General features: G+C 72.5%; 20 protein-coding genes. 11 read left to right on the top strand and 9 right to left on the bottom strand.

What is annotated here, in order from left to right; genetic code table 11:
• Window positions 1-24 precede the first annotated feature (24 nt).
• The 3 genes from ACZ7OH_RS24270 to ACZ7OH_RS24260 all read left to right on the top strand — a co-directional run bounded on the left by ACZ7OH_RS24270 (window position 25) and on the right by ACZ7OH_RS24260 (window position 6234).
• Complete coding sequence (locus ACZ7OH_RS24270; protein WP_470282833.1) at window positions 25-2076, top strand: acyl-CoA dehydrogenase family protein; 2052 nt, start codon at window positions 25-27, stop codon at window positions 2074-2076.
• A gap of 97 nt (window positions 2077-2173) precedes the next feature.
• The gene (locus tag ACZ7OH_RS24265; RefSeq protein ID WP_470282832.1) at window positions 2174-5074 is read left to right on the top strand and encodes a DEAD/DEAH box helicase; all 2901 of its coding nucleotides are present in this window, start codon (window positions 2174-2176) and stop codon (window positions 5072-5074) included.
• Window positions 5074-6234 (top strand): SWIM zinc finger family protein, encoded by a 1161-nt coding sequence (locus tag ACZ7OH_RS24260; protein ID WP_470282831.1) that lies wholly within the window; start codon window positions 5074-5076, stop codon window positions 6232-6234. The genes ACZ7OH_RS24265 and ACZ7OH_RS24260 overlap by 1 nt, the downstream gene beginning before the upstream one ends.
• Window positions 6235-6280: 46 nt before the next feature.
• On the opposite strand, the gene ACZ7OH_RS24255 is transcribed toward ACZ7OH_RS24260, so the two are convergent.
• The gene (locus ACZ7OH_RS24255) at window positions 6281-7516 is read right to left on the bottom strand and encodes an alpha/beta hydrolase (protein ID WP_470282830.1); all 1236 of its coding nucleotides are present in this window, start codon (window positions 7514-7516) and stop codon (window positions 6281-6283) included.
• 65 nt (window positions 7517-7581) lie between these two features.
• Between ACZ7OH_RS24255 and ACZ7OH_RS24250 the strand changes: the two genes are divergently transcribed.
• On the top strand, window positions 7582-8967 hold the full coding sequence (locus ACZ7OH_RS24250; RefSeq protein ID WP_470282829.1) for a WS/DGAT/MGAT family O-acyltransferase: 1386 nt from the start codon (window positions 7582-7584) through the stop codon (window positions 8965-8967).
• On the opposite strand, the gene ACZ7OH_RS24245 is transcribed toward ACZ7OH_RS24250, so the two are convergent.
• On the bottom strand, window positions 8951-9448 hold the full coding sequence (locus ACZ7OH_RS24245; protein WP_470282828.1) for a nitroreductase family deazaflavin-dependent oxidoreductase: 498 nt from the start codon (window positions 9446-9448) through the stop codon (window positions 8951-8953). The two genes, ACZ7OH_RS24250 and ACZ7OH_RS24245, sit on opposite strands and share 17 nt — an antisense overlap.
• Before the next feature lie 13 nt (window positions 9449-9461).
• Entirely contained in the window at window positions 9462-10313 is an 852-nt protein-coding gene (locus tag ACZ7OH_RS24240) for an alpha/beta fold hydrolase (protein WP_470282827.1), read from the bottom strand.
• A 90-nt stretch (window positions 10314-10403) separates the two neighbouring features.
• Between ACZ7OH_RS24240 and ACZ7OH_RS24235 the strand changes: the two genes are divergently transcribed.
• The 6 genes from ACZ7OH_RS24235 to ACZ7OH_RS24210 all read left to right on the top strand — a co-directional run bounded on the left by ACZ7OH_RS24235 (window position 10404) and on the right by ACZ7OH_RS24210 (window position 15827).
• Entirely contained in the window at window positions 10404-11453 is a 1050-nt protein-coding gene (locus ACZ7OH_RS24235; protein ID WP_470282826.1) for an acyl-CoA dehydrogenase family protein, read from the top strand.
• 4 nt (window positions 11454-11457) lie between these two features.
• Window positions 11458-12612: an acyl-CoA dehydrogenase family protein gene (locus ACZ7OH_RS24230; RefSeq protein ID WP_470282825.1), complete on the top strand. Its 1155-nt coding sequence runs from the start codon at window positions 11458-11460 to the stop codon at window positions 12610-12612.
• Entirely contained in the window at window positions 12609-13520 is a 912-nt protein-coding gene (locus ACZ7OH_RS24225; protein ID WP_470282824.1) for a bifunctional MaoC family dehydratase N-terminal/OB-fold nucleic acid binding domain-containing protein, read from the top strand. Before ACZ7OH_RS24230 ends, ACZ7OH_RS24225 begins: the two co-directional genes overlap by 4 nt.
• A complete protein-coding gene (locus ACZ7OH_RS24220; protein ID WP_364445983.1) occupies window positions 13517-13903 on the top strand; it encodes a MaoC family dehydratase in 387 nt (128 codons plus the stop codon). Before ACZ7OH_RS24225 ends, ACZ7OH_RS24220 begins: the two co-directional genes overlap by 4 nt.
• Window positions 13900-15072, top strand: a complete 1173-nt coding sequence (locus ACZ7OH_RS24215) for a lipid-transfer protein (RefSeq protein WP_470282823.1) — start codon at window positions 13900-13902, stop codon at window positions 15070-15072. Before ACZ7OH_RS24220 ends, ACZ7OH_RS24215 begins: the two co-directional genes overlap by 4 nt.
• A 155-nt stretch (window positions 15073-15227) precedes the next feature.
• Window positions 15228-15827, top strand: a complete 600-nt coding sequence (locus ACZ7OH_RS24210) for a DUF5134 domain-containing protein (protein ID WP_470282891.1) — start codon at window positions 15228-15230, stop codon at window positions 15825-15827.
• A 12-nt stretch (window positions 15828-15839) separates the two neighbouring features.
• On the opposite strand, the gene ACZ7OH_RS24205 is transcribed toward ACZ7OH_RS24210, so the two are convergent.
• From ACZ7OH_RS24205 to kstD, 6 genes are read right to left on the bottom strand one after another with little or no spacing between them, the layout of a single operon-like run.
• Window positions 15840-16295 (bottom strand): riboflavin kinase, encoded by a 456-nt coding sequence (locus tag ACZ7OH_RS24205; protein ID WP_470282822.1) that lies wholly within the window; start codon window positions 16293-16295, stop codon window positions 15840-15842.
• A gap of 34 nt (window positions 16296-16329) precedes the next feature.
• Entirely contained in the window at window positions 16330-17178 is an 849-nt protein-coding gene (locus tag ACZ7OH_RS24200) for a MaoC/PaaZ C-terminal domain-containing protein (RefSeq protein WP_470282821.1), read from the bottom strand.
• Between the two features lie 10 nt (window positions 17179-17188).
• Window positions 17189-18220, bottom strand: coding sequence for a 2Fe-2S iron-sulfur cluster-binding protein (locus ACZ7OH_RS24195; RefSeq protein WP_470282820.1), 1032 nt, complete (start codon window positions 18218-18220; stop codon window positions 17189-17191).
• Window positions 18213-18470, bottom strand: a complete 258-nt coding sequence (locus tag ACZ7OH_RS24190) for a hypothetical protein (RefSeq protein ID WP_086674992.1) — start codon at window positions 18468-18470, stop codon at window positions 18213-18215. The genes ACZ7OH_RS24195 and ACZ7OH_RS24190 overlap by 8 nt, the downstream gene beginning before the upstream one ends.
• On the bottom strand, window positions 18467-19603 hold the full coding sequence (locus tag ACZ7OH_RS24185; RefSeq protein ID WP_470282819.1) for a Rieske 2Fe-2S domain-containing protein: 1137 nt from the start codon (window positions 19601-19603) through the stop codon (window positions 18467-18469). The genes ACZ7OH_RS24190 and ACZ7OH_RS24185 overlap by 4 nt, the downstream gene beginning before the upstream one ends.
• Window positions 19600-21264 carry a 3-oxosteroid 1-dehydrogenase gene (gene kstD, locus ACZ7OH_RS24180; protein WP_470282818.1) on the bottom strand — a complete coding sequence of 555 codons (1665 nt, stop codon included), beginning with the start codon at window positions 21262-21264 and terminating at the stop codon, window positions 19600-19602. Before kstD ends, ACZ7OH_RS24185 begins: the two co-directional genes overlap by 4 nt.
• A 111-nt stretch (window positions 21265-21375) precedes the next feature.
• Between kstD and ACZ7OH_RS24175 the strand changes: the two genes are divergently transcribed.
• Window positions 21376-22974: an FAD-binding protein gene (locus tag ACZ7OH_RS24175; RefSeq protein ID WP_470282817.1), complete on the top strand. Its 1599-nt coding sequence runs from the start codon at window positions 21376-21378 to the stop codon at window positions 22972-22974.
• Window positions 22975-22990: the final 16 nt, after the last annotated feature.

The following is a 22990-nucleotide window of genomic DNA, read 5'->3' as shown; positions in this document are numbered from 1 at the left end:
AGTCCCGTCCCGCGAGGAGGCCCCATGCCGGTCGCGCTCACCGAGGAACAGGCCGCGCTGGCCGAGGCGATCCACGCCTGGTCCGCCGCGCACCACCCGCGAGAGGCGGTGCGCGCGGCGGAAACTCCGCCGGCGGCCGGGGTTCCGGCGGGCTTCGCCGGGCTCGGCCTGTTCGGCGTCGCCCTGCCGGCGGCGGTCGGCGGCGCCGAGGGCAGTATCGCCGATCTGGCCGCCGGGCTGGCCGCGGCGGCGGAAGAACTCGTTCCCGGTCCGGTGCTCGGTACCGCGTTGGGCGGCCTCCTGCTCGCGGAGATCCCGTCGGCGAAGGAACTGCTCGAAGCGGTCGCCGAGGGGGAGGCCACGATCGCCGTGGTGCTGGACCCGCTCGAGGACGGCGTCAGCGGGCCCGTCCCCGGCGCCGGTCCGGAGTCCTGGCTGCTCGTGCCGGTCGACGGCGGGCACGTGCTGCTCGCGCCGGGGACGCCCGGGGTGACTGTCGAGCCGCTGCCGCCGTTCGACTTCTCCCGTCCGCTCGCGCGGATCCGGCTCTCCGGGATCCACGGCGACGTCCTGACGCTGCCGCCAGTGCGTCCGCTGGCGGCCACGGTGGCTGCGGCCGAGGCCGCGGGGGTGGCGCGGCGGTGCCTGACCATCGCCGTCGAGTACGCGAAGGTCCGGGAGCAGTTCGGCCGGCCGATCGGCGGGTTCCAGGCGGTCAAGCACCTGTGCGCGGAGATGCTGTGCCGCGCCGAAGCGGCCGAAGCGCTGGCCTGGGACGCGGCCTCCGGGCAGCACCCGCTTTCGGTCGCCAGTGCGGCCGCCGTCGCCCTCGACGCGGCCGTCGCCAACGCCAAGGACTGCGTCCAGGTGCTCGGCGGGATCGGGTTCACCTGGGAGCACGACGCGCACCTCTACCTGCGCCGGGCCGTGGCGCTGCGGCAGTGGCTCGGCGGCTCGGGTCCGTGGCGCCGTCAGGCGGCTTCGCTGGCTTTGGCCGGGACCGAACGGACTTTGGGCGTCGACGTCGGAGAAGACCCCGCGCTGGCGGAGGAAGTGGCGCGGATCGCGGCGCTGCCCGAGTCGTCGCAACGGGTTGCCTTGGCCGACGCCGGGCTGCTGACGCCGCACTGGCCCGCCCCCTACGGCCGGGGCGCCGACGCCGCGGAGCAGCTGCGGATCGACGGCGCGCTCGCCGCGGCCGGGGTGCGCCGCCCGGACCTGGTGATCGGGGCGTGGGCGGTGCCCACGATCCTCGAGCACGGCAGCGACGAGCAGCGCGCGCGGTTCGCCCGGCCGACCCTGCGGGGCGAGCTCACGTGGTGCCAGCTGTTCAGCGAGCCCGGCGCGGGGTCGGACCTGGCGTCGCTGCGGACGGCGGCGCGGCGCGTCGACGGCGGCTGGCGGCTGACCGGGCAGAAGGTGTGGACGTCGTTGGCGCGCGAAGCCGACTGGGGGATCTGCCTGGCGCGGACCGACCCGGACGCGCCCAAGCACCACGGGATCACGTACTTCCTGGTCGACATGCGCGCCGAGGGCATCACGACGCGGCCGCTGCGGGAGATCACCGGGGAGTCCGTGTTCAACGAGGTCTTCCTCGACGACGTGTTCGTCCCGGACTCCGACGTGGTCGGCACGCCGGGCGGCGGCTGGCGGCTGGCGCGCACGACGCTGGCGAACGAGCGGGTGGCCATCGGGAGCGGCTCTGCGGTGGGGGAGAGCGTCCAGTCGTTGGTGTCCACAGTGGACGCGTCGGCGTTGGACGATGTCGCCCTGGACCGGCTCGGCTCCTTGGTGGCCGACGGGGTCGCCGGATCCGTGCTCGACCTGCGGGCGGCCCTGCGGCGGCTGGAGGGGCAGGACCCGGGCGCGGAGTCGAGCGTGCGGAAGCTGCTCGGGGTGTCGCACCGGCAGGACGTCGCGGAGTTCGCGCTGGAGCTGGCGGGGACGGGGGCGCTGGTCGCGGACGGCCCGGCGCAGCACGAGTTCCTGCTGACGCGGTGCCTGTCCATCGCGGGCGGCACGACGCAGGTGCTGCGGTCGTTGACGGCGGAACGGCTCCTGGGGCTGCCGCGGTGATCTCGGGGTGATCTCCGGGTGAGCTTCGGAGGGCGCGAAAGGACCGTTCGCGCCGTCGGTCCCGAAACTGTCGGGGGCGTGTTCTAGCGTTGCCGTCGTGGAGTTCAGCGCAGACACCCGGGCCACCTACCTTCCCGCGGATCCCCCGCGGGACGGTGTGCTGGCCCTGTGGGGCGACGACGTGGTCGGCGGGACCACGATCGAGCTCGTGCTGCCCCGGGGCGCCAAGTTCGCGCGGACGAAGGTCGAGGCGGAGCTGGTGCCGCTCGAACGCGCCCTGCCCCGGCTCCTGTCCGTGGGGGAGGAGGCGAGCCCGGCCGTCGCGGCGTGGTCGGCGGCGGTCAACGCGGGGGTGAACCTCGTCGCGCGTGGGCGGCTGCGGCCCGCCGTCTCCCCGGCCGGGGCGGCGGCGTGGCGGATCGGGCCGCTGGACGCGGCCGACGAAGAGCTGTTGCGCGGTCTCGCCGGTGCGTTGCCGCCGGAGGCGTACGCGCTGCCGTTGACCGGGCTGAAACGCATCCGCCTGCACTCGCCGGACTCCCTGGTCCGCGCGCTCTGGGACGCGACGGCCGACCTGCTGGCGCGCAGCCCGGCGGCGCCGGTCGGCGCGGGCGACCCGGCGTTCGCGGCGCGCGAACCGGCGCTGCTCGGCCCGGACGGCGCGGCTTGGCTGGCGGAGCTGGAGGCCCGAGAACCCCGCGGCGTCCAGGTGCTGCTGCGCGTCGAGGGGCTGGACGACGACTCGTTCGCCGGGGTACTGGCGGTGCGGAGCATGGCGGAGCCGAGCCTGGTGGTGGAGGCGTCGACGCTGTGGGACGCGCCGGACGCGGTGCTGAGCCGCCTCGGCGACCAGGTGGAGACGCAGCTGCTGCTCGGCCTCCGCCGCGGCGCGCGGGCGTGGCCGCCGTTGGAGCGCGTGCTGGCCCAGCCGGCGCCGGCGTCGCTGGCGCTGTCCGACGACGAGGTCGTCGACCTCCTCACCGACGGCGCGCGCGAGCTGGGCGGCGCCGGGATCGAGGTGCTGTGGTCGAAGGGTCTGTTCGCGGGCGAGGTGAAGGCGAAGGCGAGCGCGACCCAGGCGCCGGCGAGCGTGACGGAGGCGGAGTTCGCGCTGCGGAGCCTGCTGGAGTTCCGCTGGCAGCTCAGCCTGGGTGGCGAGCAGCTGACGCCGTCGGAGGTCGCGGCGCTGGCCGAAGCGAAGCGGCCGTTGGTCCGGCTGCGTGGCCAGTGGGTGCGGGTGGACCCGCAGCTGCTGGCTCGCGTGCGCGGCCGGACCCGGAAGCTGGAGGCGGGCGAGGCCCTGGCGGCGGCGTTGACGGGCGAGCTGGAGCTCGACGGCGAGCGGGTGGAGTTCACGGCCCCGCCGGTGTTGGGGGACCTGGTCGCGCGGATCCGTGACCGGGCGTCGGAGGAGGTCGCGCCACCGGCCGGGCTGAGGGCGACGTTGCGGCCGTACCAGCAGGCGGGGGTGGCGTGGCTGGCCACAATGACGGGGCTCGGGCTGGGCGCATGCCTGGCCGACGACATGGGGCTGGGCAAGACGATCCAGCTGATCGCGCTGCACCTGCACCGCCGGCAGCTGGCGTCCGGGCCGGGCATAGGTGCCCACCCCGACCAGGCCGAGCCGGCTGACAGCCACCTCAGGTTGGCGGGCGCCTCGGCGGAGTCTGTCGAGCCGCGCGCCGGCAGTCTCCCCGGCTCCGCTGAAGTCCTCGCGGAGGTCGATCCCATCGCCGAGCCGACCACGGCCGGTCCCACCCTTGTCCTCTGCCCGACCTCACTCCTCGGCAACTGGGAACGCGAGTTCGCCCGCTTCGCCCCCGGCATCCCCGTCCGGCGGTTCCACGGCGGCAGCCGCCACCTCGACGACCTCGCCCCCGACGAGGTCGTCCTCGCCACCTACGGCGTCCTCCGTCGCGACCGCGAAACACTGTCCGAAGTGGACTGGGGGCTCGTCGCCGCCGATGAGGCGCAGCACGTCAAGAACCCGCTCTCCGCCACGGCCAAGGAACTGCGCAAGATTCCCGCCCGCGCCAAGGTCGCCCTCACCGGCACCCCCGTCGAGAACCGGCTCACCGAGCTGTGGTCCATTGTGGACTGGACCACCCCCGGCCTGCTCGGCCCGCTCGACCGCTTCCGCCGCACGGTCGCGCGCCCGATCGAACGCGACCGCGACAAGGCCGTCACCGAACGGCTGGCCACCACCGTGCGGCCGTTCCTGCTGCGGCGGCGCAAGTCCGACCCGGACATCGCCCCGGAGCTGCCGCCCAAGACGGAGACCGACCGGTTCGTCCCGCTCACCGCCGAGCAGACCACGCTCTACGAAGCCGTCGTGCGCGAGAACCTGGCCGAGATCCGCGAGAAGCAGGGCGTCGAACGGCGCGGGCAGGTCCTGCGGCTGCTCACCGAGCTCAAGCAGATCTGCAACCACCCGGCCCAGTTCCTCAAGGAACCGCACGGCGCGCTCACCGGCCGGTCCGGCAAGCTCGCCGCGTTCGAAGAGCTGGTGGACGTCATCCTCGACGAGGGCGAGAGCGTGCTCGTCTTCAGCCAGTACGTCCAGCTCTGCCGGCTGCTCGAACGACGCCTCACCGAGCGCGGCCTGCCCACCGAGCTGCTCTCCGGGGAAAGCTCGCCCGCGAAACGCCAAGACATGGTCGACCGGTTCCAGGCCGGCGAGATCCCCGTCTTCCTGCTCTCGCTCAAGGCGGGCGGCGTCGGGCTCAACCTGACCCGCGCCACCCACGTCATCCACTACGACCGCTGGTGGAACCCGGCCGTCGAAGACCAGGCCACCGACCGCGCCTACCGCATCGGGCAGGACCGGCCGGTCCAGGTCCACCGGCTCATCGCCGAGGGCACGCTCGAAGAGCGGATCGCGCAGGTCCTCGAAAAGAAGCGCGGGCTGGCGGAGTCGATCGTCGGCGCGGGGGAGGACTGGATCACCGAGCTCTCCGACGACGAGCTCGCCGACCTCGTCCGCCTCGGGAGCGGGTGATGCCGCCGAGGCGCACCTTCGGCGCGACGTGGTGGGGCCGCGCCTGGGTCGACGCCCTGGAGCAGCGCGCCAAGCTCGACCCGAACCGGCTGCCGCGCGGGCGGACGTACGCCCGCAAGGGCACGGTCAGCGAGCTGCACTTCGGCGCCGGGGAGATGACGGCGCGGGTGCGCGGCAGCCGGCCGCAGCCGTACAAGGTGACCATCACCATGCGCACCTTCACCGACGGCGAGTGGGACACCCTGCTCGGCGTGGTCGGCACGCAGCTCGGCCACGCGGCCGCCCTGCTCGACGGCGAACTGCCCGCCGCCCTGGCCGAGCAGGCCCGCGAGGCGGGCGCCGACCTGCTGCCCGGCCCCGGCGACCTGCGGCCGCGGTGCTCGTGCCCGGACTCGGCGAACCCGTGCAAGCACGTCGCCGCGGTGTACTACCTGGTCGCCGACGAGGTGGACCGCGACCCGTTCACGCTGTTCCTGCTGCGCGGACGCCCCCGGGCCGACGTCCTGGCCGAGCTGCGGGCCCGCCGCTCCCCAGCGCGCGGCGAGAAACCGAAGCTGCCGAAGCGCGTCGACGAGGGGCTCACGCCTCGCGCGGCCTACGCACGCCGTCCGGCCGCGATCCCGGCGCTGCCCCCGCCGCCGCGGGTGGCCGGGCCCCCGGCGGTCCTGGACCTGGATCCCCCACCGAGCACGGGCTGGACGGCGGCAGCACTGGCCGGCCTGGCGGCAGACGCGGCATCGTTGGCCCGAGACCTCCTGGTCGCCGGCGCGGCGGCGGCCGAGCTGACGTTCGAGGAGGACTTGGCCCGCCGCGCCTCGACGCGCCCGGTCGTGGAGGCGGCCGCCTTGGCAACGGCGGCGGGAGTGCCACCGCGCGACTTGACGAGGTGGGCGGAAGCCTGGCGCGAAGCAGGCCGCGACGGCTTGGCGGCGGTGCGGGAGACGTGGCAGCCGGGCCCAGGACCCTTGGCAGAGGCCGAAGCCATCCTGGCCGAGGCCGGACTGCCGGGAACACCCAAGGTCTGGCGAAATCGCCTGACTCAAGGGGACTTGCAGCTGCGCTACGGCCGCGACGCCCGCTGGTACCGCTTCATCCGCGCAGGCACGGAGTGGCGCTTGGACGGGCCACCGTCAGCAAGCCCGGTCGACCTGGCCTACTGATGGGGACCCATCGGTCGAAGCGTGACCGACCGCCGGACCAGGGCGGCTAGCGGTTCTCGGCTTTCCAAGCGTTGTAAGTGAAGTCCAAGAACCGCGCCACCCCGCGTACCACGTGCGCACTTCGCACCGACGTGAAAACATCGAACGCGTGCTGTGCCCCGGCCAGCTCGGCGTAAGCCACCGGCTGGCGCGACTTCTCGCGCAACCGCCGCACGAACTCCCTCGCCTCGCGCACCGGCACCAGCGAGTCGTCCCGTCCGTGGATCACGAAAAACGGGGGTGCCTCCGACGAAATCCGGTCCAACGGGGACGCCGCGATGTAGTCGTCGAGATGCTGCGCCGGGTCGCGGTCCGCCGCGAACACCCGTCGCGCGATCAAGCTCTCCAGCCGGTACTGGCTCGCCCGTGACCCCGTCGTCGCCGCGAAGTCGTACACCCCGTAGTGCGGCACGCACGCCTGCACGCTCGTGTCCACGTCCTCGAACTCGGGCTGCAGCGCCGGGTCGTTCTGGGACAACGCCAGCAGCGCCGACAAGTGGCCGCCCGCCGAACCGCCCGTCACCGCCACGAAATCCGGGTCGCCGCCGTACGAAGAAATCGAAGAACGGATCCACGCCAGTGCCTGCTTGGCCGCCACGATGTGCGCCGGCCAGCGGTGGGTCGGGGACAGCGGGTAGTTGATCGCCACGCACACCCAGCCTCGGCGCGCCAGGTAGCGCATCAGCGGCCGGCCCTGCTCCTCCTTGTTGCCGATCACCCACGCGCCGCCGTGGACCTGCAGCAGTACCGGCGCGCCCGTGACCGGCGAAGACGGGCGGTACACGTCCAGCAGGAACCGCTTCCCGCCCGGGGCGTAGGCGATGTTGCGGTCGACCCGCACGTCCGGCGCGCCCATCCGGAACGGCAGTGCCAGCTCACCCCACGGCAGCCCGAGGTCGGAGCGGCCCAGCTCGGCCGCGTAGTCCTCGCCCAGCGCCTCGGTCAGCGCGTTCTCGATCTCTTCGCGAGCGCCGTGTCCCGTCCGGACCAGCGCCGCCAGCCCGGCCGCGGACGCCGCGGCCATCGCCAGCCCCGCCTGCGTCGACCGGTCGCGGACGCCGTGGCGGGCCACGTGGACCAGGGAGTCCGCCGCCGTCAGCGCCAGGAACTGGGGTGCCAGCTCGCTGGTCAGCCAGCCCGCGAAGAACGCCGGGATCGTCGTCGAGCGGGCTCGCAGGGGCCGGAGCGCGTTCGCCGTGAGACCGAGCTGGACCGCGCGACGGATCAGGAAGTTCGGCTGCACCAGCGTGATGATACCGGCGAGTAGGGTGACGCGCCGCTCGCGGGAAGTGGCTTACCCTGATCGCCATGCAGAGACTGAGCGGCCTCGACGCGAGCTTCCTCTACCTCGAGACGTCGTCCCAGGTCCTGCACGTCTGCGGGCTGCTCGTCCTCGACGGCTCGACTGTCCCCGGCGGCTACAGCTTCGCCAAGCTCAAGGACGAGCTCGACCGGCGGGTCCGGGTGATCCCGGCGTTCCGCCGCAAACTGCACAATCCGGTCTGGAACATCGGGCATCCCGTGTGGATCGAGGACGAGGACTTCGACCTCGACCACCACGTGCACCGCATCGGCGTCCCGGCCCCGGGCGACCGCGCCGAGCTGGCCGAGCTCTGCGCGCACATCGCCGGCCAGCAGCTCGACCGCGCGTACCCGCTCTGGCAGCTCTACGTCATCGAAGGCCTGGCCGACGGTCAGCTGGCGGTGCTGCTGAAGATGCACCACGCGAGCGTCGACGGCGTGAGCGGCGCCAGCCTGATCACCTACCTGGCCGGGCTCGAGCCGGACGCGCCGATGCCGGAGGTCGAGGCGCCCCGCAACCCCGCGCTGCCGTCGCCGGCGCAGCTGCTGCGCACCGGCGTCGAGAGCATCGCCCGACGCCCCGCCGAGGTCGCCCGGCTGCTGCCCGACCTGCTCGGGCTCGTCCCGCGGTGGCTCGGCAAAGCCTTGCGCGGCAAGGGGATGCCGGTCCCGTTCACCGCGCCGCGGACGTCGCTGAACGGCACGATCACCGGCCACCGCAGCGTCGCCTTCGCCCAGCTCGACCTCGACGACGTCAAGGCGGTCAAGAACGCCTTCGGCGTCACGGTGAACGACGTCGTGCTCGCGCTCGTCGCCGGCGCGCTGCGGAACTTCCTCGAAGCGCGCGGCGAACTGCCGGAAGACCCGCTGGTGGCGACCGTCCCGGTCTCGGTGCACGACCGGACCGAACGCGACCACGGCAGCAACAAGGTGTCCGCGTTCTTCGCCTCGCTGCCGACGCACCTCGACGACCCGGCCGCGCGCGTGTTCTTCCTCGCCGAGGCCAACCGGCTGTCCAAGGACCACCACTACGACATCGACGCCGACATGCTGCAGGACTGGGCGCAGTTCTCCGCGGCCACGATGTTCGGCCTCGCCGTGCGCGCGTACTCGGCGCTGCGCCTGGCCGAAAAGCATCCGGTGGTGCACAACCTGGTCGTCTCCAACGTGCCCGGCCCGCCGATGCCGCTCTACCTGCTCGGCGCGCGGATCACCGGCTTCTACCCGCTTGGCCCGGTCTTCCACGGCGCCGGACTGAACGTCACGGTGCTGTCCAACGCCGGCAAGGTGCACGTCGGCCTGCTCGGCGCGCGGGAGCTCGTCAAGGACCTCTGGCCGCTGGCCGACGCGCTCCCGGAGGCGCTGGCCGAGCTGCTCAAGGCCGCGGGCTGAGCACCACGACCGGGATCTCGCGGTCGGTCCACGCCTGGTACTTCGCGAAGTCGGCGTAGAGCTCGACCAGCCGCGGCCACAGGTCCGCGCGTTCGTCCGGACCGGCCACGTGCGCCGTGACGTCGACGTTCCGCCGTCCCTTGAGGTGGATGCGGGTCTCGGGGTGCGCCAGCAGGTTGCGGTACCACTGCGGGTGCTTCGGCAGCCCACCCTGCGAGCCGACGATGACGACGTCCTCGCCGGAGCGCAGGTACAGCAGCGGCGTGGTGAACAGCCGGCCGGACTTGCGCCCGCGGTGCTCCAGCAGCAGCGTCGGCACCGGCTTGCGGAACCCCGCGCCGATCCGCCACGTGCTGCCGACGCGCCCGCCGGTCAGCCGGAAGACCGCGACCTGGGCTTTCGCGCCGTACTTCATGACCTTCGCCGTCACGGGCGAGTCGAGGCCGCCGGGTTTCTCGTCGGGCAGGCTGAAGCGTCCCATCGATGTTCCTTCCTCACAGGGAGTGGACGGCGGCGAGCAGCGCGGGCACCCAGCGGTCGGCGGCCAGGACGCAGGCGGCGTGCCCGGCCGCGACCTCGTACGTCGCCGCGCCCGGGATCCGGCGGCCCAGCGACCGCTGGTGGTCGGGGGAGATGAACCGGTCCTTCGTGGTCACGACGACCGCCGCGGGCAGGCGCAGCGTCGGGAGCCACGGCGTCGAGTCGAACCGGCCGATCTCGTCGACGGCGACCGCGATCCCCCACGGCGTGGTCGACCGGAACTCGCGCAGCCCCCATCGGTAGTCCTCGACGCGCCGCGGCGGTGCCCCGGGCGCCACCGGGAGCCTCACGCGCTCGCGCAGCTGCCGCAGCGTCCGGCCGAACACGTCGAGCGCGACGCGCTGGCGCAGCCCGCGGCGGAAGTTGCTCGCGGTCGAGCAGAGGACCAGTCCGGTAACACGTTCTGGTTCCGCGCGGGCGACCAGCTGGGCCACCATCCCGCCCATCGAGTACCCGGCGAGCGCGAACCGGCCGATGCCGAGCGCGTCCGCGACGGCGGTGACGTCCTCGGCGCAGTCGGCGAGCCGGAACTCCGGCGACCGGATGCCGCGGCCGTGCCAGCGCTGGTCGAACACGACGACGCGGTGGTCGCGCGCCAGCCGGTCGAGGGCGGGGTACCAGGTCAGCAGGCCCGTGCAGGCCACCGAATGCAGCAGCACGAGCGCGGGCGCGTCCCGCGGGCCGACGTCGGTGACGACGGTCCGGCCGCGCCCGGGCAGGTCGAGGGGGACCGGGTCGGGCACGCCGGCGGTCGGCGGCACGGTGATCAGCCGGCGGCGCGCGCCGCCGCGTTCGGTCACCGCCATCCAGGTCCTCCGCCGGGGGTTGCCGTACCGACCTTTTCCGGTTAAGACTAGAACAGGTTTCAGTATTGCGCCGAACCCGGAGGGACGGGCGTGGACTTCACCCTTGACGATACGCAGACGGAGATCGCCGCCCTCGCCGCCAAAGTCCTGGGCACCGAGGACGATCCGTGGCGTGCCCTGGCGTCTTCGGGCCTGCTGGCCCTCGCGCTCCCGCCCGACCTCGAAGGCGACGGCCTGGGCGTCGCCGAGGTCGCGCAGGTCCTCACGGAGGTCGGCCGCGCCGCCGCGCCGGTGCCCGCCTACGCCACGCTCGCCCTGGGCGTCCTGCCGATCGAGACGCTCGGCACCCCGGCGCAGCGCGCGGAGCTCCTCCCGCCGGTCGCCGCGGGGGAGGCGCTGCTCACCGCGGCGCTGAACGAGCCGTCCGCCCCGCTCGCCGGCGAACCCGCCACGACCGCGCGGGCGGCCGACGGGAAGTGGCTGCTCAACGGCGTCAAGACCGCCGTCCCGTACGCCGCCGAAGCCGGCCGGATCCTCACGCCCGTGTCGACCCCGCACGGCACCGCCGTCTACCTCGTCGACCCGCACGCCGACGGCGTCACGCTCGTCCCGACGCCCACCTCGGCGGGGACGCCGGAGTGCACCGTGCGCCTGGACGACGTCGCCGTCGAGGAGACCGACCTGCTGTTCGACCGCGGCGCCGTCGCGGCGCTGCACCGGTTCGCGCTCGCGGGCGCGCTCGCGGTCGGGGACGGGCTCTTGGCCGGCGCGCTGGCCCTGACCGTCAAGCACGTGGGCGAACGCACCCAGTTCGGCCGGCCGCTGGCGACCTTCCAGGCGGTGGCGGGCCAGATCGCCGACGTCTACGTGGCCGCCCGGACCGTCCACCTGGCCGTGACGTCCGCGGTGTGGCGGCTGGCGTCCGGCCTCGACGCGGACGCCGAACTCGACGTCGCCGCGTACTGGTTCGCGACCCAGGCGCCGGTGGCGCTGGCCACCTGCCACCACCTGCACGGCGGCGTCGGCGTCGACGAAACCTATCCACTGCACCGGTATTCGTCGCAGGTCAAGGATCTCGGCCGGGCGCTCGGCGGCGCCGCGCACCGGCTCGGCAGGCTCGGCGAACGAGTGGCGGGGTGAGCGGATGCACGTCGAACTGACCGCGGCGCAGAAAGAACTGCGCGCCGAACTGCGCGCGTACTTCGCCGGGCTGATCAGCCCCGAAGAACGGCAGGCGATGCGGCGCGAGCGGCACGGGCCGGTGTTCCGCGAGATCGTCCGCCGGATGGGGCGCGACGGGCGGCTCGGCGTCGGCTGGCCGGTCGAATACGGCGGGCAGGGCTTCGGCGAGATCGAACAGCACCTGTTCGTCGACGAGGCCGTGCGCGCCGACGTCCAGCTGCCGTCGGTGACCCTGCAGACGGTCGGGCCGACGCTGCAGCAGTTCGGCACCGACGAGCAGAAGGCGTTCTTCCTCCCGAAGATCCTCGCGGGCGAGATCCACTTCGCGATCGGCTACACCGAGCCGGAGGCGGGCACAGACCTCGCGGCGCTGCGGACGACCGCGGTGCGCGACGGCGACGAATACGTCGTCAACGGCCAGAAGATCTTCACCACCGGCGGCCACGACGCCGACTACATCTGGCTCGCCGTCCGGACCGCGCCCGACGCGCCGCGGCACAAGGGCATCTCGATCCTCATCATGGACACGAGCGACCCCGGCTACTCGTGGACGCCGATCATCACGTGCGACGGCGCACACCACGTCAACGCGACGTACTATTCGGACGTCCGCGTGCCGGTGAACCGCTTGGTGGGCAAGGAGAACGAGGGCTGGCGGCTGATCACGACGCAGCTCAACCACGAGCGCGTCATGCTCGGCCCGGCCGGGCGGATCGGCGGCCTGTACGACCGCGTGCGCGCCTGGGCCACCGCCCACGGCCTGCTCGACCTCGCCGACGTCCGGGCCGTGCTGGCCGACGCCCTGGCGGTGACGCGGGTCAACGAGCTGCTGAACTGGCAGGTCGCGGTGTCCTCGGCGAGCGCGCCGGTGGCCGTCGCGGACGCGTCGGCGACCAAGGTGTTCAGCTCCGAGGTCATCCAGCGGATCGGCCGGAACCTCGAAGAACTGGTCGCCCGCCACGGTGATCCGGCCGATCCGGACACCGCCGAGCTGGCGGAGTGGCTGGACGTCTCCGCCAAGCGCAACATCGTGCTGACGTTCGGCGGCGGGGTCAGCGAAATCCAACGGGAGCTGATCGCCTCGATCGGCCTGGGCCTGCCGAGGGTGCCGCGATGACCGACATCTTGACGACCGCCGGGGAGATCGCCGCCCGCGGGGAGTGCGCGCCACGGCTCGCGCGCGATCCCGTCAACCAGGCCATGGTGAACAACTGGGTCGAGGCGATCGGGGACACCAACCCCGTCTACACCGATGCGGAGTTCGCCGCGCGGAGCGTCCACAAGGGACTGGTCGCGCCGCCGGCGATGGCGCAGGTGTGGACCATGGGCGGGCTCAACGTCCCGCGGGGGAGCGACGATCCGCTCGGTCTGATGATGGAACTCCTCGACGACGCCGGGTTCACCTCCGTCGTCGCGACGAACTCGGAGCAGACGTACCACCGCTACCTGCGGCCGGGCGAGCAGGTCGAGGCGCGGACCCGGCTGGAGAACGTCGTCGGTCCGAAGAGGACCGCGCTCGGCGAGGGCTGGTTCGTCACCACGCGGATGACCTGGTACGTCGGCGAGGAAGCCGTCGCGGAGATGATGTTCCGGGTGCTGAAGTTCCGCCCGCCGGCGCCGAAGCCGCCGTCCGCGCCGGTGCTGCGGCCGGTGATCAGCAAGGACACCGAGTTCTTCTGGGAAGGCCTTCGCCAGGGCGAACTGCGCATCCAGCGCTGGGGCGAGACGCTGCGGCACCCGCCGGGGCCGATGCCGCCGGACGGCGCGCTCGACGCGAAGCCGGACTACGTCGTCGCGAGCGGCCGCGGGACCGTGTTCTCGTACGTCGTGCACCACCACCCGCCCGTGCCGGGCAAGGAGCTGCCGTTCGTCGTGGCCCTGGTGGAGCTGGAAGAAGGGGTCCGGGTGATGGCCGAGCTGCTGGACGCGGCGCCGGAGGAGGTCCACATCGGACTGCCGGTTGTGGCGGCGTTCGTCCGCGTCGACGACGACCTGACGCTGCCCGCGTGGAAGGTGGCCCGATGACCGTCACCGAAGGGACTGAGCTACCGCCGCTGACGATCGAGGCGACGCCGACGTTCGTCGTCAGCACGGCGCTGGCGACCCGCGACTTCCAGGACGTGCACCACGACCGCGACGCCGCGGTGGCGCGCGGCTCGAAGGACATCTTCCTCAACATCCTCACCGACACCGGCCTGGTGCAGCGGTTCGTGTCGGACTGGGCCGGGCCGGAGGCGCTGATCCGGTCGATCAAGATCCGGCTCGGCGTGCCCTGCTACGCCTACGACACGCTGACGTTCACCGGCCGCGTGGTGTCGGCTTCGGGGCGTGACGTCGTCGTCTCGGTATCCGGAGTGGACAGTCTCGGCGAGCACGTCGCCGGGACCGTGGAGGTGACGCTGCCGTGACGCTCTCGGGTCAGGCGGCCATCGTGGGGATCGGCGCGACGGAGTTCTCGAAGGACTCCGGGCGCAGCGAACTGCGGCTGGCGGCCGAATGCATCTCGCACGCACTGGCGGACGCGGGGCTGACGCCGTCCGATGTGGACGGACTGGTGTCGTTCACCATGGACGGCAACGCGGAGATCGCGGTGGCGCGGGAACTCGGTATTCCCGAACTGAAGTTCTTCAGCCGCATCCACTACGGCGGCGGCGCGGCGGCGGCCACGGTGCAGCAGGCCGCGATGGCGGTGGCGACCGGCGTCGCGGACGTCGTCGTCGCCTACCGGGCCTTCAACGAACGCTCGGGGATGCGGTTCGGGCAGGTGTCCTCGGCCGCGGCCGGGCAGGTGAACTCGTCCGGGGTGGACAACGCGTTCCACTACCCGATGGGCATCGCGACCCCGGCGGCCACCGTCGCCATGGTCGCCCAGCGGTACCTGCACGACTACGGCGCGACGAGCGAGGACTTCGGCCGCATCGCGGTGATCGACCGCAAGCACGCGGCGACCAACCCGAACGCGTGGTTCCACGAACGGCCGATCACCCTCGACGAGCACCAGGCGTCGCGCTGGGTGGCCGAGCCGCTGCACCTGCTCGACTGCTGCCAGGAGAGCGACGGCGGGGTGGCGCTGGTCGTGACGAGTGCCGCCCGGGCGCGGGACCTCGCTCGGCCGCCGGCGGTGATCGCCGCGGCGGCGCAGGGGAGCGGGCCGGACCAGTACGTGATGACCAGCTACTACCGCGACGACCTGGCCGCGCTGCCGGAGATGGGCGTCGTCGGGCGGCAGCTGTGGGGGCAGTCGGGCCTCGGGCCGTCCGATGTGGACGTCGCGGTGCTGTACGACCACTTCACGCCGTACGTGTTGATGCAGCTGGAGGAGCTGGGTTTCTGCGGGCGCGGCGAGGCGAAGGACTTCATCGCCGGCGGCACGCTGGAGCTCGACGGCGCGTTGCCGCTCAACCCGCACGGCGGGCAGCTCGGCGAGGCCTACATCCACGGCATGAACGGCATCGCCGAGGGCGTCCGGCAGCTGCGCGGCACGGCGGCCAACCAGGTCGCCGGCGCGGCGCGGGTGCTGGTCACGGCCGGTACCGGGGTGCCGACGAGCGGGCTGGTCTTGACGAGCGGGGCGTAGCCGGCCGTCGCTCTTGTGGGTCAACGGGCTTCACCTCATTGACGGCTGGTGCGCGCCCGGTCGGGGTGTCACGGTGGACTGACCAGCCCGCGACGCAGAGTGAGGCCCGAGATGTGTGACTTGCGGATTCCCGGCGCACGGTTCGCCGGTTGACGATGGGCTGGGCGCTGACGGCGGCCTTCGCGGCGCTGGCGTTGCCGTGCGTGCTGCGGCTGGTCCGCCTCGACTACACGAGGCTGGGCGCGGCGGTCCGCCACGGCGACCTGGCGGAGCTGCTGCTGGTGGTCGCGATGGTGGCGATGCTGTCCCCGGTGGGCGGCCCGATCCCGGCGGCGGGCTGGCAGGCGGTGCTGGCGTTGACGGCGGGCTGGTTCGCGGCGGCGTGGTGGCGAGGGGGCCGGGGGTGCGCCCACCACGCGCTGTCCGCGGCGGCGATGTTCTACATGGTGACGGCGATGCCCCACGGCGGGATGGACCACGGCCCGTGGCTGACGATGTCCACAATGGACTCCCGGCTGGCGTTGCCGGTGGTCGCGGTGGTGGCGGCGGGGTATTTCGTGGTGGACGCGGCTTGGTCGGGGGTGGGGGTGCTCCGCGGCGCGGCGGGGACCGCGCCCGGAGAGGTGGCCAGTGTGGGAGTTGTGACCAGTGCCGCCGGTGCCGCGCCGGTGCGGGCCGGGCAGGCTTCGCGCGCGGTGTGCCGGGCGGCGATGGGGGCCGGGATGGGCTACCTGCTGCTGGCCGCGGCTCTCTGACCGGCCGCGCGCTCAGCCTTCGACCCGCCGGACCTCGCCCAGCGGGCTCTCACCCGCCGCCGGGAGGGAAGCCGCCGGGTGGTCGGCCGTCCACTGGGTTGCCGCCGCGATGTCGGCCTTCAGAGCCGTGATCAAGTCCTCCGCCGACGAGTACTTCTGCTGCTCCCGCAGGTGCGACCCCAGCCACACCACGAGCGTCTCGTCGTACAAGTCGCCCTTGAAGTCCAGTATGTGGGCCTCCAGCAGCCGGTAGCCGTCCGCTCCGTAGTACGTCGGGCGGCGGCCGACCGAGATCGCCGCCGGGAGGTGCGTCCCGTCCTCGCGGCGGACCCAGCCCGCCCACACGCCGTCGCCGATCGAGCCGGCTTGGTCGCGCAGGGCGATGTTCGCCGTGGGAAAGCCCAGCTCACGGCCTCGCTCGTCGCCGTGCTCGACCGTTCCCCGCACCACGAAGTATTCGGAAGTCACCCCTCCACGGTAGCGGGCGACGGCCGGGACGGTCTCACGAAGTGGGCACCAGCACCGTGTCCGCCAGCACCGGCGCGTCGTCGCGCGCAGGAGCCGTCGTCGTCACCAGCAGCCGATCGGCCGAGCGCCACACCCGCGTCCGGAGCGTCTCGCCCGGGAACACCACGCCGGCGAACTTCGTCGAGAACGACGCCACCCGCGCCGGGTCGCCGTCCAGGAGCTCGTTGACCAGCACCCGCGCCACGACCCCGTACGTGCACAGCCCGTGCAGGATCGGCCGGTCGAACCCGGCCGCCCGGGCGAACGCCGGGTCGGCGTGCAACGGGTTCCGGTCGCCGCACAGCCGGTACAGCAGCGCCTGCTGCGGCAGCGTCGGCGTCTCGAACACGAAGTCCGGCTCGGCCGTGGGCCACTCGATGCGGTCCGACGGACCCCGCGAGCTGCCGAACCCGCCCTCGCCGCGGGCGAAGATGCTCGACCGGGCCGTCCACAGTGGATCGCCCGACGACGACGTGACCGCCACCTCCTGGATCACCACCGCGGCCTTGCCCTTGTCGTACACGTCCGCGATCCGCGAGCGGGCCACCGCCTTGCCCGACGTCGGGATCGGCCGGTGCAGGGTGATCTCCTGCTTGCCGTGCAGCACCTTCGCCAGGTCGATCTCGACACCGGGGAACGACACCGCCGGCGGGTCGAAGACACGCAGGTTCGCCGCGACCGTCGCGAACGTCGGCAGCACCACCAGGTCCTGCTCGTAGGTGTAGCGCAGCTCGTCCGGGCCGGCCCCCAGCGCGAGGTGGTAGAGCAGCACGTCCGACGACGTCCAGGCGAAGTTCACCTCGCCGATCTCGGCGCCGATCGCGACCGCGGGATCGATGGGCACGCGGGAGCTCCTATTCGTAGCTGATCGAGACGTCGTCGGTGACCGGCAGCGACTGGCAGGCCAGCACGATGCCGTCCGCGATGTCCTCGGCGTCCAGGACCTCGTTGTGCAGCATCTTCACCTCACCCGACACGATCCGGCACGCGCACGCACTGCATTGTCCCTCGCGGCACGAGTACGGCGCGTCGAGACCCGCGTCCAGCAGGTGGTCCAGCAGCTTCCGCTGCCGCGGCCACGCCATCGACCGCGTCTCGCCGTCGAGAGTCACGGTCAGTCCCGCCGGAGCCGAATCGGACTCCGGAACGGGCTCCTCGGCGACGGCTTCGAACGGGTTCCCGGTCAGCGACGTGAACTTCTCGACGTGCACCCGGTCGCGCGGCACGCCGAGCTGCCCGAGCGCCTCGCGCACGGCGGCCATGAACGGCGCCGGGCCGCACAGGAAAGCCTCATGAGACGTGTACGCCGAAGCCAGCCCGCGCAGCTGCGCGACGTCCGGCAGCCCCTGGACGCTCTCCAGCCAGTGCACGACGACCAGGCGGTCGCCGTACCGCTTGGCCAGCGACGCCAGCTCGCCCGCGAAGATCACCGAGTTCTCGTCGCGGTTCGCGTAGACCAGCACGACCCGGCCGGACCCGGTTTCCAGCGCCGTCTTGAGGATCGCCATCACCGGCGTGATGCCGCTGCCGCCCGCGAAGAGCAGGAAGTCCTCGTCCACCGACTTCGGGCAGAACACGCCCGCCGGCGCGAGCACGTCGACCCGCATCCCGGGCTTCAAGGACGAGCACACCCAGCTCGACCCGTACCCGCCGTCGGTGCGCTTGACCGTCACCTGCACGCGGTTCTCGTGCGGCGCGCTCGACAGCGAGTAGCACCGCGCGACCGAACCGGTCCGGTCGCTGGGGATCTTCAACGTCAAGAACTGCCCGGCCGTGTAGGAGAACGCCGAAGCGTGCTCGGGCGGGATCTCGAAGACCACCGACCGCGCGTCCGGCGTCTCGACGACGACGTCGGCGACCGTCAGTGTGTAGACCCGCTCACCCATCGGCCACCGCCAGCGAGCCCTCGCGCACCGCGTCGCCGATGCTGTCCGCCAGCTTCGGGCAGGTGTCGAGCAGCGCCGACGGGCCGTCCGCGTCCGCGAACACCGGGCACGTCTCGGCGGGCCGCGACGTCCACTGGATGCTCGTGTGCTGGATGCTGTTCTTCTTCACCAGCACGCACGTCCCGCAGCTGCGGCACTCGTGCGGCCGCAGCCCGCCCGACAGGAACTCGGTCTGCTCGGCGGTGGTCACACTTCCGCCTCGGTCTTCTGGCGGGCCAGGTTCTCCGCCACCTCGGCCGCCCACGCCTCGTTGGCCTTCGAAGTGTCCACTTCGAACTCGAAGCGCCGGGTCATGTCCTCGGTGACGTCGGCCGCGTCGACGTAGAACTGCTGGTACCACCGGCGAAGCTGGTAGACGGGACCGTCCTCTTCGCACAGCAGCGGGTTGTCGATCTGCGTCTTGTGCTTCCAGATCTCGACGTCCTGCAGGAACCCCGCGCCGATCCCGCGGGCCAGCTTCGCCGCGATCTTGTCCGCGTGCTCGTCGGTCAGCCCGTGCTGCTTCTTGACCTTCATGCCGTACTGCAGCACGAACGACGTCGGCGTCACGGGGTAGTGGCAGTTGATGAGCACGCTCTCGATCTCGTAGCCCTGGAACGAGTTCACCAGCTTGTTGATCATGTAGGACGGCCCGAAGTACGACGCCTCCGAGCGCAGCAGGTTGTCCTCGCCGCCGTAGTTCGACGCCATGCCCATGTCCGGGCGGCCCTTGGTGTTGAGGTACTGCGTCGCGATGTGGCCTTCGAAGACGTTCTTGAAGTACGTCGGGTAGGCGTAGTGGATGTAGAAGAAGTGGGCCATGTCGACGACGTTGTCGATGATCTCCCGGCAGTTCGAGCCGTCGATGAAGATCTCGTCCCAGGTCCAGTTGCTCCACTCGGCGCTGTCGGCGGCCTCGATCCGCGGGATGGCCAGCTCGTCCGGCGGCGGGTTGCCTTCCGGGTCGTGCCAGACCATCAGCTGACCGTTCTGCTCCGACACCGTCCACGACCGCGTCCGCGCGCGCAGCGGAACCCGCTTGGCGTAGGGGATCGAGACGCACTTGCCCTTGCCGTTCCAGCGCCAGTCGTGGAACGGGCACGCGACTTCGTCGCCCTTGACGCTGCCCTGGGTGAGGTCCCCGCCCATGTGCCGGCAGTAGCCGTCGAGGACGTTCAGCTCGCCCTTCGAGTCGGCGAACACGACGAGCTTCGTGCCGAACGCCGTGATGGCGTGGGGTTTCCCGTCGCGGAAGCGCTCGGCCAGGCCGAGGCAGTGCCAGCCGCGCGCGAACCGGGTCGGCGGCTCACCGGCGTAGATCGTGCGTACTGACTCCTGCGTCATCGCTCGCCTCCCGTGGTCCCTTGATCTTCGTGCGCCAGCCGCGTCGCCGCAAGGTAGCCGAACACCATGGCCGGGCCGATGGTCGCGCCCGGCCCGGCGTACGTCCGGCCCATCACGGCCGCGCTGACGTTGCCCGCGGCGTAGAGGCCCGGTACGACCGAGCCGTCCTCGCGCAGGACTCGTGCTTGTTCGTCGGTCCGCAGCCCGCCCTTGGTGCCGAGGTCGCCCGGCACGATCTTCACCGCGTAGTACGGCGCTTTGTCGAGCGGGCCGAGGCTGGGGTTGGGCTTGTTGCGCGGGTCGCCGTAGTAGTGGTCGTACTTGCTGACGCCGCGCTGGAAGTCTTCGTCGACGCCGTTGCGCGCGAAGCCGTTGAAGCGCTCGACCGTCGCGGCGAGACCTTCCGGTGGAACGTCCATCTTCGCGGCCAGGCCTTCCAGGGAGCCCGACTTCACCGCGATCCCGGCCTTGAACCAGCGCCCGGGCAGCGGCTGGCGCGGCCCGACGCCGGTGAACATGTACCGGTCCTTGTAGCGCTGGTCGAACACCAGCCAGGTCGGGATGTGCTCGCCCGGGCCGTCGCCGGAGCCGTACATCGCGTGCACGGCCTCGACGTAGGGCGCCGACTCGTTGACGAACCGCTCGCCGCGCGCGTCGACCATGATGCAGCGCGGCCGCGACCGCTCGGCCAGGGCGAACCACGGGCCGCCGGTGAGCGGCAGCGACGGGCCCCACCAGGCGTCGTCCATCAGGTCGAGGGCGGCGCCGAGCTTGAGGCCGGCGGTGATGCCGTCGCCGGTGTTGGCGGCCGCGCCGACGGTCCAGTCGATGCCGATGGGCGCGCGCTGGTATTTCTCGCGCATCTCGAGGTTCTGCTCGAAGCCGCCGCTGGCGAGGATGACCCCGCGCCGGGCGCCGACGACCCCGTCCGCGGTGACGACGCCGGTGACGCGGTCGCCTTCGACCCGCAGGTCGACCAGCGGCGTGTTCAGCCGCACGTCGACACCCGCCCTGGTCAAGCCCACCCGCAGCCCGGCCGCAAGCGCTTGCCCCATGCTCAGCAGCCGCTGCCCGCGCAGGCGTCCGACCAGCCACTGGACGCCCAGCGACAGCATCCGGACGGCGCCGCGCGGATGCCGCGCGAGGAGGCTCAGCCAGCGGTAGTCGGCCTGGGTGATCGGCACGCCGAGCGGGGGAGCGCTGTAGGGCGGTTCGAGGTGGGCCAGCTCGTCGCCGAGCAGCTTGCCGTCGAAGGCCGTCGGCTCGACCGACCGGCCGCCGGGCCGCCCGCCGGGGGCTTCGGGGTGGTAGTCGCTGTAGTCGCGGACCCACCGGAACTTCAGCGGCGTGTGGTCGCAGACGAACTTCAGGACTTCGGGGCCGTGGTCGAGGAACGTGTCGCGCCGGACGGCCGGGACGACGTCGCCGACGATCGAGGCCAGGTACTCGCGCGCCCGCTCGGGCGGTTCGTCGATCCCGGCGGCGCGCAGCGCGTGATTGCCCGGCAGCCAGACCCCGCCGCCGGAGCGGGCGGTCGAGCCGCCGAAGCAGGCCGCCTTCTCCAGGACGACGACGCTCAGGCCGGCTTTCGCCGCGGCCAGCGCGGCGGTCATCCCGGCGGCGCCGCTGCCGACCACGACGACGTCGAACTGCTCCGTCATGCCACCTCACTTGGTCCGCGACCTGTAACGTGTTCCATGAAATGAGTATCCAGTTGGGAGCCGCTTCGGCAACCATAGACGAGAACGTGTTTCAGTTCTAGGGTACCGACCATGGACGAGCTCTTCGCGGACGTGGTCATCGTGGGGTTCGGGGCGGCCGGCGCCTGCGCCGCCCTCGAAGCGGCCGACGCGGGCGCCGAGGTCATCATCGTCGAACGGTTCGCCGGCGGCGGCGCGAGCGCGGTCAGCGGCGGCGTGGTCTACGCGGGCGGCGGCACCGCCCAGCAGCGCGACGCGGGCGTCGACGACTCCGTCGACGCGATGTACGCCTACCTGCGACTCGAGGCCGGCGACGTCGTCTCGGAACGGACGCTCCGCCGGTTCTGTGAGGGCAGCCGCGAGATGATCACCTGGCTGGAGAGCAACGGCGTGCCGTTCGAAGGCAGCCTCTGCCCGTACAAGACGTCGTACCCCAGCGACGCCCACTACCTGTACTACTCCGGCAGTGAGGCCGCGGGCGGGTTCCGCGACGCGGCGAAGCCCGCCCCGCGCGGTCACCGGGTCAAGGGGCCCGGGACCTCGGGGAAGACGCTGATGATCCGCCTCAAAGAGGCCGTGCGCGAACGCGGGATCCGGGTGCTGACGCAGACGCGCGCCCGGAGCCTGGTGCAAGAGGACGGCCGCGTCACCGGGCTCGTCGCCGACTCGCTGAGCGACGCGCCCGCGCGGGTGCGGGCCCGGCACCAGCGGCTAGCCCGGTACGCCGCGAAACCCGGGATCTACGTGCCTTCGCTGCGCAAGTCGCTGCACCGGCGCGTCGAACGCTTCGAGCGCGCGCACGGCCGTGAGCTGCGGATCATCGCCCGGCGCGGGGTCGTGCTCGCCGCGGGCGGCTTCATTGCGAACCGCGAGATGGTGCGCGAGCACGCGCCGAAGTACCGCGGCGGGCTCGCGCTCGGCACGTCCGCCGACGACGGGTCGGGCATCCGGCTCGGCGTCGAGGCCGGGGGCGCGACCGGCGAGCTGGGCCGGATCTCGGCCTGGCGGTTCGTCACACCGCCCAGCGCGTTCCTCGGCGGGATCATCGTCGACGCGGGTGGCCGGCGGGTCATCGACGAGTCCCGGTACGGGGCCGCCGTCGGCGAAAAGCTGATCGAAGAGCACGAGAGCAAGGGCTGGCTGCTCGTCGACGCGCCGATCGTCGCGGAGGCGCGGCGGGACGGCCGGAAGCAAAGCCAGTGGTTCCAATGGCTTCAGCTGCGCTACCTGCTGCGCCGCGGCCGGGTGATCGGCGCGACGGTCGAGGAGGCGGCGCGCAAGGCCGGCGTCGACCCGCAGGGGCTGCGCGCGAGCGTCGAGGCATATCACGGTGCCGAGGATCCGATGGGCAAGCCGGCCGAGTTCGCGCGGCGGCTCGAGAACCCGCCGTTCTCGCTCATCGACATCTCGGTCCGGCCCAACCTGGGGTACCCCACGCCGATGCTGACCCTCGGCGGCTTGGTCGTCGACGAGGACACCGGCGCGGTGCGGAACCCCGCGGGGGAGTCGATCGCCGGGCTGTACGCGGCCGGGCGCACCGCGGTGGGAATCTGTTCCAGGTCCTACGTGAGCGGCCTCTCGCTGGCCGACTGCGTGTTTTCCGGCCGCAGGGCGGGGATCAACAGTGCCCTGGCGCAGGGTGTTCTCGACAAAAACGAGAACGTGTTCTAGTCTTGGCGCAGCGAGC

The sequence above is a fragment of the Amycolatopsis sp. NPDC114478 genome (assembly GCF_055633805.1).
Note: the sequence above shows the minus strand (reverse complement) of the source record. Positions and strands in the feature narration are given on the sequence as shown.

Bases quoted from the DNA above. Each gene is read 5' to 3' on its own strand.
- ACZ7OH_RS24270 (WP_470282833.1), top strand. From the start codon at position 25: ATGCCGGTCGCGCTCACCGAGGAACAGGCCGCGCTGGCCGAGGCGATC.
- ACZ7OH_RS24260 (WP_470282831.1), top strand. From the start codon at position 5,074: ATGCCGCCGAGGCGCACCTTCGGCGCGACGTGGTGGGGCCGCGCCTGG.
- ACZ7OH_RS24250 (WP_470282829.1), top strand. From the start codon at position 7,582: ATGCAGAGACTGAGCGGCCTCGACGCGAGCTTCCTCTACCTCGAGACG.
- ACZ7OH_RS24245 (WP_470282828.1), bottom strand. From the start codon at position 9,448: ATGGGACGCTTCAGCCTGCCCGACGAGAAACCCGGCGGCCTCGACTCG.
- ACZ7OH_RS24240 (WP_470282827.1), bottom strand. From the start codon at position 10,313: ATGGCGGTGACCGAACGCGGCGGCGCGCGCCGCCGGCTGATCACCGTG.
- ACZ7OH_RS24230 (WP_470282825.1), top strand. From the start codon at position 11,458: ATGCACGTCGAACTGACCGCGGCGCAGAAAGAACTGCGCGCCGAACTG.
- ACZ7OH_RS24225 (WP_470282824.1), top strand. From the start codon at position 12,609: ATGACCGACATCTTGACGACCGCCGGGGAGATCGCCGCCCGCGGGGAG.
- ACZ7OH_RS24220 (WP_364445983.1), top strand. From the start codon at position 13,517: ATGACCGTCACCGAAGGGACTGAGCTACCGCCGCTGACGATCGAGGCG.
- ACZ7OH_RS24210 (WP_470282891.1), top strand. From the start codon at position 15,228: ATGGGCTGGGCGCTGACGGCGGCCTTCGCGGCGCTGGCGTTGCCGTGC.
- ACZ7OH_RS24195 (WP_470282820.1), bottom strand. From the start codon at position 18,220: ATGGGTGAGCGGGTCTACACACTGACGGTCGCCGACGTCGTCGTCGAG.
- ACZ7OH_RS24185 (WP_470282819.1), bottom strand. From the start codon at position 19,603: ATGACGCAGGAGTCAGTACGCACGATCTACGCCGGTGAGCCGCCGACC.
- kstD (WP_470282818.1), bottom strand. From the start codon at position 21,264: ATGACGGAGCAGTTCGACGTCGTCGTGGTCGGCAGCGGCGCCGCCGGG.
- ACZ7OH_RS24175 (WP_470282817.1), top strand. From the start codon at position 21,376: ATGGACGAGCTCTTCGCGGACGTGGTCATCGTGGGGTTCGGGGCGGCC.